The following is a 9173-nucleotide window of genomic DNA, read 5'->3' as shown; positions in this document are numbered from 1 at the left end:
GGCGCCCGCGGTCCCGGCGGCGACCCAGGCGCAGCCCCCGGCCGCGGCGGTGCAGCCCGCCGCGGACGCCGCGTCGGTCGGCATCCGCCCGGTGGTCCCGGCCCGGCCGGCCCCGGAGCCCACCGCCCCGCGCGTGGTGCACCACCAGGCGCAGCCGTCGCCGTTCCTGGTCACCCTCGACACCGGCGAGGTCATGTCCGTCACCGGCCCCGGGCTCATCGGCCGGGCCCCGCGCCCCGCCGCCGGCGAGCGCTGCGACCACGTCGTCGTGGTGGACGACCCGGAGCGCAGCGTCTCGCGCACGCACGCGCGGTTCGGGATCGAGGACGGCACGTTCTGGGTGTCGGACGCCGGCTCCGGCAACGGGACGACGCTGCGGCTGCCCGGCGGGCGGGTCGTGCCGGTGCCGGCGGACCAGCGGGTGCTGGTGCCGTCGGGGTCGACGATCCAGGTGGGGGACCGCGGGGTGCGGATCGACGCGCCGGGGGCGGCGCGGGGCTGAGGTCTCTCGACCCGTGGTTCAGCTCAGTGCTGCGCCCGTCGTCGACGTGACTTGACGGCGAGCCGCTCGGACCGGAGAGCGGGACCCATGCCGCTCCTCATCTCGACGCCGCCGCGTGGTCGGGTCACGCGGCGGTGGTCACCGCTGGTGCTGCGCGAGATCCGACGCGGTAGGCGCCCCAGTGACGGGGACGCGACGGCGCGCACGCATCCGGATGGTGGCTGCGGCGACCGCCCCGATCACCCCGACCAGGGCACCGGTGCCCAGGATCAGCGGCAGCGCCGAACCAGATCCGGGATCGTCCTGCTCTGGGGAAGCGGCCGGATGCTCGCCGGCGGTATCCGAGGGCTCGTCCTCCGCGCCGGCGTCCGTGTCCTCCGTGGTGCCGAGGATCTGCCCGACGCTCGGCAGCAGGTCGGGTTCGTCGGAGACGAAGGGGTTCTCATCGGGGAACGTGGTGGGGTCGACCGTCAGCAGGACCCGGGTGTTGACGATCCCGTAACCCCAGTTCGGGTCGTGCTGCCACGTGTCTTTGACCTCGCCGTCGGTGGTTCGCACGAGTGCCTGCAGGACCTGGCCGTCGGCGGCATCGGGGTGGAGCGACCACAGCAGTGCTAGTGCCCCGGCGGTGTAGGCGGCGGCGTTGGACGAGCCGGTGGTCGTCCCGTAGCTGTCCCACGTCGGCGACAGCGCGCGGATGTGCGCTCCGGGAGCGACGACGCCGAGACGGGGGCCGTACACGCTGCCGTCGTCCAGGGTCATGTCGGACGTGATGGTCCCGGTCGCCACGACGCCGTTGAGGGTCGCCGGGAAGCCGGTCACGATCGTGCCGTCGTTGCCCGCCGAGCCGACGACGATGACCCCGGCGCGTGCTGCCTCCGCCACCACGTCGGCAGACATCTGCTGGGTGCCCGGGACGAGGATGATGTCGGCGCCGTCGGCGAGCGCGTCGCGCACGGCATCGTCAGCCAGGTCCTCCTGGCCGGCCGGCGTCTCGCACGGCTGTCCCTCGACGTACACCGCGTAGGTGCGAAGGGTGATGCCGGGCGCGATACCGGGGATCCCGGGCTGTCCCGAGAGCCCGGCGTCCGTGCCGACGAGCATCGTCGCGATCGACGTCGCGTGCTGAGCATCGGCACCCGTGGACGTGGCCGGATAGGGCTGGCCGCCGGCCTCGGCCGCGCAGTACGACGGTTCGTGGGGCTGCACGTCGGCGCCCGCGAGGTCGGCGACCGCGGTGTTGAGCCGTCCGTCGAGGACGGCCACGGTGATGCCCTCGCCGGTGGCGCTCTGATGGATGTCGGCCATGCCTGTGGCCTCGTAGTACCAGCGGCCGTCGTCGGCGCCAGGGACGGTCGCGCCCGCCCACCCGGGACCGAGCAGCACTGCCATCACCACTCCGCCGTGCACGACGGCTACCCGGAACCGGAACCTGCCGGTCGAGAGACGCGCGCGGCCGACGGCGCGGCTCACGCCGCCGCTCGCCGGCCGCGCGCGAAGGTCACCAGTCGTCCTGGTCGTCGTCCGCGACGCCGGACACCGGGGCGGTGGACCGGAGCGAGTCGCGCCCGCCGGCCCGGGCAGCCGCGCCCAGGTCGGGACGCTCGGCGCCCTCCTCGACGTCGATGTCCGGGGCGAGCAGCCCGCCGGACGCGCGGCGCTTGGAGCCCTTGGCCGCGCCTGCCCCGCCGCCGCCACCCATCGGGGCGCCCGCCATGCCGCCGGTGCGGGCGCCGGACGCGCCTGCGCCCGGGGCACCGCCCTGCGAGCCCTGGACCAGGGCCGACGTGGAGCCGGAGAGACCGGAGCCGGACGTGCCCGCGCCGACCGTGCCGAGCGGGACGCCGGTGCCGGCACCGAGGCCGCCGACGCCGCCAGCACCACCGAGGCCGCCGACGCCACCGAGACCACCCGCACCGCCGCCGGCGGCGAGCCGATTAAGACCGGCGCCACCGAGGGCCGCGCCACCCACGGTCAGACCGCCGGCGAGGCCGCCCGCGCCCAGGCCGGCGAGCCCGTTCGCGCCGTTGGTGCCCGACGAGCCGGACCCACCGAGGAACGCGCCTCCGCCGCCCGTGCCGGAGCCGCCGGGGACCGTGCCGCCGACGAGGCCGTCGGAGGACGTGCCGTCACCGGAACCGGGGAGGTGCCCGCCGCCGAGGCCGCTGCCGCCGCCCGTCGAGCCACCACCGGTGGAACCGCCGCCGGTCGGGCCGCCGCCGCTGAAGATCGGGTCGGAGCCGACGGTGCCACCGGAGCTGCTGCCGCCGGGACCGCTCGAACCGTTCGGGACGCCGCCGGTCGAGCCGGCGCCGGGCGTCCACGACGACCCGACGAGACCGGCGCTGCCACCGGCGGAGGGGGAGTACGCGCCGACACCCTGGCTGGTGCCGCCGGTCGAGCCGCCGGACCAGCCGCCGGAGACGTTGGTGCCGCGTGGCCCGGTCCCACCGCCCTCGGTGCCCGTCGTCCCCGTGGTGGGGTCGGCGCTGCTGCGCGCCGTCGTCGGCGGCTCGAGGCTGATGGTGCTCAGCGAGGAGTCGAGGCGGTTGAGAGCGGTTGCGGCTGCGGCCTCGCGCTCGGCCTCGCGCTGCCGCGAGATGATCTCGCCGGCGACGACGCCCGTCACGGTCCCGAACCCGGGGAGCGCCACGGTGGTCGCGGCTGTGAGGCCCGTGCGCTCGCCCCAGGACAGCTCGCCGTCGGGCAGATCGGCGTAGGCCTGCTTCGCTGCGACGATGGCGGCCGTGGCCTGCGCACCGCCCTGCGCCAGGGTCGTCAGGTAGTCGGCGACGGTCGCCACCTCGCGGGCGAGGGTCGCGAAGCGCTCGGTCGCGGCGTCGGCGCCAGCACCCTCCAGCCCCGGCTCGCTGCCGACGGCGCGGAGCGTGTCGACCGTGGTCTCCATGCTGGACGAGTACGACGAGAGCTGACGGACGGACGTGTCCATCGCGCCGAGGTTCGCGTCTCGAGCCCGACCGAGCTGGTCGGCGTGGTCACCCATGGTTCCCCCTTGCATACGTGGGCGGTTCGTCGTACGAGTGGCCAGGCACGGTCGCCTTCCGTCGCCTGAGGAAGACGGCGGTGACGACGCCAGCGACCAGGACGACGGCGACGGCGCCACCGACCACCACGCCCAGCGGGAGGTCAGAGCTCTCTGTCGTCTCGCTCGTCGTCGTGCCGCCGTCCGTCACGGTCCCGCTGGACGAGGGTTCCGCCGTCGGTGCGGTGTCGGTGCCGAGGACCTCAGCAGGAGTCGGCTTGGTGCCGTCGTCGAGCAGGAAGGGGTTCTCGTCCTGATAGGTCGTCGGGTCGACAGAGAGGAGCGAGCGGACGTTCAGCGTCCCGTAGCCCCAGCTCCCGTCGTGTTCTGCCGGTTCAGCGGTCACCTCGCCGCCGGTGGTTCGGATCATCGCCTGCAGCAGCTGGCCTCCGGTCGCCTCCGGGTACAGCGACCACAGGAGCGCGAGGGCCCCCGCGGTGTAGGCCGTCGCGTTGGAGGACCCGGTGGTGGTGTTGTACGCGTCCCACGGCGCGACGAGCGCGCGGATGCGTGCACCCGGGGCGACCACCGCGAGGAGATCGCCGCGCGGGCTGCCGTCGGCCAGCGTCGCGTCCGGAGTGACCGTCCCGACGTTGACGACGCCGTTCGCGACCGAGGGCATTCCGCTGATGAAGCCGTCGTTGCCGCCCGCAGCGATGACGACGACGCCCGCGCGCAGCGCGTCGGCGACGCCGTCGGTCGTGAAGTTCGCCGCCCCCGGGACAGCGATGATGTCGGCTCCCTCAGCGACGGCATCCCGGATGGCGTCGTCCTGGAGGTCTTCCTGACCTGCAGGCGTCTCGCAGGGCGCCTCGCCGTACCGGACGGCGTACGTCCGGACCGTGGCTCCCGGGGCCACGCCGGGGATGCCCGGTGCCCCGCCAACACCCGCGTCGGTGCCGACGAGCATCGTCACGATGGACGTCGTGTGCTCTGCGACCGGCTCGGTCGAGGTGGCGGGATACGCCTCGCCCCCCGGCTGCGCGGCGCAGTACGACGGTTCGTGCGGCTGGACGTCCGCGCCCCCGAGATCGGCGACGGCCGGGTTCACCGCCTCGTCGATCACGGCGATCGTGACGCCTTCACCCGTCGTCCGCTGGTGGAGGTCGGCGAGCCCCGTCGCCTCGTAGTACCACCGCCCGTCCTCGGCTCCGGGAACGGCTGCGCCGGCCGCTGCCGGCGCCACGAGTGCCACGACCGCGACGGCGGTGGCGAGGACAGCGCCCTGCCGAACGGGTCGACGACCTCTCATCAGAACCGCGTCCGGGCGAGCCGACCCGGTCCGGCGGTCGTGGGGTCGGCCGGGGTGCCCTCGAGCCGGGCGGCGAGCACGCGCATCTGCTCCTCGACGGCGGCGTCCTGCTGCTCCAGCGAGAGCGCACTGTCGGCCAGTGCCTGTCGGCACGCGTCGATGGTCTCTCGGATGGCTGTGAGCCGGTTCTCGGCGTCCTGGAGAGCGCTCTCGTACTTCGCGGAGAACGCCTGCACGCTCGGGATCTCCGGCCATGCGCCGGACTGGCCCTCGCGGAGCCGGGAGATCTGCCCCTTCAGCCGGTCCGTGTCGTCGAACAGCGTCACGAGCTGCCCCAGCCGGGCCTGCAGGACCTGGGTCCTGACCTCGACGTCGCCTGCCACGTCCGTCCTCCGCAAGAAGTCTCGTCCGCGTCGCCCCCTGCGACGCGATGGCCGCGCGGTCGCGCCGCTGCCGTCGTGGGTGACGGCGGGCGCGACCGCGCGGGTCGTGCTGGGTCGGCGTCGCGCGCGGGGCGCGGCGCCGGGGTGGTTCACCAGCGGGCGGCGTTGGCCCGCTCGGTGGACTGGTACTCCTCGCCGGAGGTCGACACCGCGCGGCCGACGTCGGCCAGCAGCGCCTTCATGTCGGTCAGCGCGGCCTCCCACTTCGCCTTGGCGGCGGTGTAGGCGGTCGACGCCTCGCCGGACCAGTTGGCCCGGAGCGGCTGCAGGGAGCGGTCGAGGTCCGCCAGGCGGGACTCGATGTTGCTCGCGCTCGACTGGATGTCGGCGGCGGCGGTGGACAGGCCACCGAAGTTGACCTTGAGGTCAGCCATCGTCTCGTCCTCTCCCGGTCAGCCCAGCCGGCCCTGAAGGCGGCTGAAGGTGGACTGCTGCGACTCGTCCGACGCGGTGTACGTCGACTGCGAGGTGAGCAGGTTGGCCTCGAACTCGTTGAGCGCGGACACGATCTTGTTCGCGTCGTCGCGCCACCGGGCCATCAGCGCGTTGAACGCGACGGCGCCCTGGCCCTGCCAGTGCGACCCGATGCCGGACAGCTTGCCCTCGAGGGCGCTCAGCTCGCGCTGCAGCTCCCCACGACTCTGGACCACGGCGTCGGCGCCCTGCTTGAGCGCGCCGTCTGCTGCGGAGACCTCTGCTGCCATGTCACCTCCCCCTACACGGCCCGGTGGGCCTGCCTGACGTGCACCCCTGCGGCGCCGTCTGTGCCCGAGCTCACTCGACCCCGGAACCGCGACGAGGCTAACCGACAGGTCGCGGACGCGTCAGGTGAGATCACCCTCGCTGTGGACAACCACGCTGACTGGTGTCACGGATCACCCGATCGGCCCAGTGGTCCGGCGTGTTCTGTCACTCTCCGTCCCATTTGCCGGGCACGACGCCCTCCGCGCGGGGGACCGCCGACCGGGCGGCACGCCCGGGAGTCCACCCGGACGGCCGCGTCCACCCGTGCGCCCCGCGGGCGGGATCGGCTGCCGTCGCTATGCTGACCGCCGACCTGCCCAGGGAGTACAGGGGACCCGATGACAGACGCGCCCGTCAGCACGACGTCCGTGGGGACGCTCGTGCGGGTGTCGGTGACCGCCGGGGACCGCCGCCTCGACCTCGGCATCCCGGGCGCCGTGCCGATGGCCGAGGTGGTCCCGGGCCTGGCCCGCGCGCTGGGCCTGCTGGACGCCGCCACCGCGCACGGCGGGTACCGCCTGGTGCGTGCCGACGGCACGCCGATCGACTCCGCCCGCAGCCTGCTGGCCGAGGGCGTCGAGGACGGCGCCGTGCTCACGCTGGAGTCCGGCGCGCGCCGCGAGGCGGAGCGGATCTACGACGACGTCGTGGAGGCCGTGGCCGACGCGGTGGAGAACCAGTACGCCCCGTGGACGCCGCGCGACTCGGCGCTGAGCGCCGCGTGGGCCGCGGGCGCGCTGCTGCTCGCGGGCGCCGCGCTGCTGCTCGGCGCCGACCGGGCCTCGCTGGTGCCGCCGGTGGTCGCCGCGCTGGCCGCGGTCCTCGCGCTGGTGGCCGGGGCCGTCGTCGGCCGGGTGGGCACCGAGCCCGCCGCGGGCCGGGTGCTCGTGCTGACCGCGCCCGTGCTGGCCGCGGTCGCCGGGCTCACCGCGACCTCCGCGCCGCCCTCCTGGGGCTGGCCCGCGGCGCTCGCCGGGACGGGGGTGCTGGTCGCCGGCCTGCTGGGGATGCCCGCGCTCGTCGACCGCCGGGAGCTCAGCGCGGCGCCGCTGGCCGGCGGGCTCGCCCTCGCCGTCGCGGGGACCGCGATCGCGCTGACGGACGCCCGCCCCGGGGAGGTGCTCGCGGTCGTCGTGGCCGTCGTCGCCACCGCGAGCATCGGCGTCCCCTGGCTCGCGCTGTCGAGCACGCCGCTGCGCGTGGTGTCGCCGCGCAACGAGGCCGAGATCCTCGCCGACCCGCCGGCGGTGCAGTCCGCGCGCGTCCGGGCGCAGCTCGCGGCCGGGCACCGGATCCAGGTCTCGCTGCGGGTCGCGATCGGGGTGCTCGCCCTGGTCGCCGCGCCCGCGGTCGTCGCGACCGGCGTGGCCGGGACCGTCCTGCTCGTGCTCGCCGCGGCGGGTCTGCTGCTGGCGACCCGGCAGACCTACTCCCGGCTCGACGTGCTGCTCACCGTCGGCCTGTCGGTGGCCCTGCTCGTCGTCGTCGCGGTCGTGGCCGCCGCGCAGCACCCGGGCTGGCGCCCCGCGCTCGTGGGCGTCGCCGGTGCGGCCGCCGCGGTGGTCGTCGGCCTCGGCCTGGTCGCCCCGCGGCGCCGGGTCGGGCTGGCGCGGCTCGGCGACTTCCTGGAGATCGCCTGCCTCGCGCTGCTGCTGCCGCTCGGCGTCGTCGCGGCGGGCCTGGTCTGACCCGTGGCGTCCAAGCGCGACCTCGTCGAGGCGCAGAGCTACAGCCGGCGTCGCCTGCTGACCGCGTTCACCAGCGGCGCGCCGGGTGGCCGGGAGCTCGAGCCCACCAAGCCGCTGCGCGGCGTCGTCGCCGGTGTCTCGCTGTCCGTGCTGCTGGTGCTCGGGAGCCTGGGGTTCGGGCTGCTCAGCCCCACGCTGCCGAACGGCTGGGACGACCAGTCGCTGATCATCGTCGAGGGCGACGGCAGCCGGTACGTCGGCATCCAGGGCACGCTGCACCCGGTGCTCAACGTGACGAGCGCCCGCCTGGTGCTCGACTCGGGCTCGTTCCACGTGGTGGACGTGAGCGAGGACGACATCACCGACGCCCCGCGCGGTGCCACCCTCGGCATCGCCGGTGCGCCCGACGAGCTGCCGCTGGCGAGCCGGCTCGCCGCGACGGGCTGGCAGGCGTGCGTCGCGCCGGACGGCGGCACCGCGCTGACGATCGACCCCGACGCGCCCGCCCCGGTCGTCGACCCCGGCGCCGGCGCGCTCGTGCAGGCAGCGGGGACGCTGTACCTGGTGTCCGACGGGACCCGGCACCGCATCCCGGCCGGCGACGAGGCCGCGGTGCTGCGCGCCCTCGGCCTGGACACGGCGACCCCGATCGCCGCGGGTGCGGACTGGCTCAACCTGGTGCCGGCCGGCTCCGACCTGGCGCCGCTGACCGTCGCGGGCGCGGGTGGCCCTGCGCTGCCCGAGGGCGGGCTGCCCGTCGACACGCGGGTCGGCACGCTCGTCGAGGTGACCGGCGTGGGCGACGGTGCCCGGCGCTACGTGGTGGACGCCGAGGGCGAGCTCGCGCCGCTGTCCGACCTCGCCTACCCGCTGTACCTGCTGGGTGCGGGCGAGCTCGCGGCGCAGCCGCTGGAGGTCACCGCCTCGGAGATCGCCGCCGTCCGCACCTCGGCGACGCCCGTGGCCCCGGCCGACCTGCCGGCCACCGTGCCGACGCTGCCGGCCGTCGGGTCGACGGCGTGCGTGGTGCTGACCACCGGCGACGCCGACCGGGTCGACCTGGTGCTCCGCGACGCGGCCGAGGTCGTCGCCGGTGTGCGCGTCGCGCCGGGCTCGGGAGCGCTGGTGCGCGCGCAGACGGCCGCGGGGGCCGCCGCGACCGTGCGGCTGGTCGACGGCTCCGGCCGCGCGTACCCCGTGCCGGACGCGAGCGACGAGGTCCTGGCCCGGCTCGGTTACGCGCCCGACGACGTGACCCGGGTGCCCCCGGCGTGGGCCGACCTGCTGCCCGCGGGGCCGGACCTCACGGTCGAGGCCGCCGCGACCGAGGTGTCGGGCGGGACGGCGGCGGCGACCGGCGCCACGGACGCGGGCACCGGCGCCCCGTGACGGGCGCGTAACCGAGCCGGGCCAGGACCTCGTCGCTCGCGTCCGGCACGGGGTACGCGCGGCCGGAGCCGTCGACCAGCCGCACGGTCGCGGCGGCCCCCGCGGCCGTCTG

General features: G+C 75.8%; 9 protein-coding genes. 3 read left to right on the top strand and 6 right to left on the bottom strand.

The window, feature by feature from the left end:
* On the top strand, nucleotides 1–502 hold a 502-nt coding region (locus tag FA014_RS15635), incomplete at its 5' end, for an FHA domain-containing protein (RefSeq protein ID WP_154730578.1).
* A gap of 138 nt (nucleotides 503–640) precedes the next feature.
* Here FA014_RS15635 and FA014_RS15630 read toward each other — a convergent pair.
* From FA014_RS15630 to FA014_RS15610, 6 genes are all read right to left on the bottom strand, one after another.
* Nucleotides 641–1975, bottom strand: coding sequence for a S8 family serine peptidase (locus FA014_RS15630; RefSeq protein ID WP_154730577.1), 1335 nt, complete (start codon nucleotides 1973–1975; stop codon nucleotides 641–643).
* A 28-nt stretch (nucleotides 1976–2003) separates the two neighbouring features.
* The gene (locus FA014_RS15625; RefSeq protein WP_154730576.1) at nucleotides 2004–3452 is read right to left on the bottom strand and encodes a hypothetical protein; all 1449 of its coding nucleotides are present in this window, start codon (nucleotides 3450–3452) and stop codon (nucleotides 2004–2006) included.
* Nucleotides 3453–3498: 46 nt separating this feature from the next.
* Entirely contained in the window at nucleotides 3499–4740 is a 1242-nt protein-coding gene (locus tag FA014_RS15620) for a S8 family peptidase (RefSeq protein WP_195969316.1), read from the bottom strand.
* Between the two features lie 56 nt (nucleotides 4741–4796).
* The gene (locus FA014_RS20125; protein ID WP_195969315.1) at nucleotides 4797–5180 is read right to left on the bottom strand and encodes a hypothetical protein; all 384 of its coding nucleotides are present in this window, start codon (nucleotides 5178–5180) and stop codon (nucleotides 4797–4799) included.
* 149 nt (nucleotides 5181–5329) lie between these two features.
* Nucleotides 5330–5614 (bottom strand): WXG100 family type VII secretion target, encoded by a 285-nt coding sequence (locus FA014_RS15615; RefSeq protein WP_147795412.1) that lies wholly within the window; start codon nucleotides 5612–5614, stop codon nucleotides 5330–5332.
* Nucleotides 5615–5632: 18 nt separating this feature from the next.
* Entirely contained in the window at nucleotides 5633–5944 is a 312-nt protein-coding gene (locus FA014_RS15610) for a WXG100 family type VII secretion target (RefSeq protein WP_154730574.1), read from the bottom strand.
* Between the two features lie 378 nt (nucleotides 5945–6322).
* Between FA014_RS15610 and eccD the strand changes: the two genes are divergently transcribed.
* Together eccD and eccB are read left to right on the top strand one after the other, a co-directional pair.
* The gene (eccD, locus tag FA014_RS15605) at nucleotides 6323–7672 is read left to right on the top strand and encodes a type VII secretion integral membrane protein EccD (RefSeq protein WP_154730573.1); all 1350 of its coding nucleotides are present in this window, start codon (nucleotides 6323–6325) and stop codon (nucleotides 7670–7672) included.
* A 3-nt stretch (nucleotides 7673–7675) separates the two neighbouring features.
* Nucleotides 7676–9061, top strand: a complete 1386-nt coding sequence (gene eccB / locus FA014_RS15600) for a type VII secretion protein EccB (protein ID WP_154730572.1) — start codon at nucleotides 7676–7678, stop codon at nucleotides 9059–9061.
* Nucleotides 9062–9173 lie beyond the last annotated feature (112 nt).

It is taken from the genome of Cellulomonas hominis, from assembly GCF_005239125.1.
GTDB lineage: Bacteria > Actinomycetota > Actinomycetes > Actinomycetales > Cellulomonadaceae > Cellulomonas > Cellulomonas hominis_A.
Note: the sequence above shows the minus strand (reverse complement) of the source record. Positions and strands in the feature narration are given on the sequence as shown.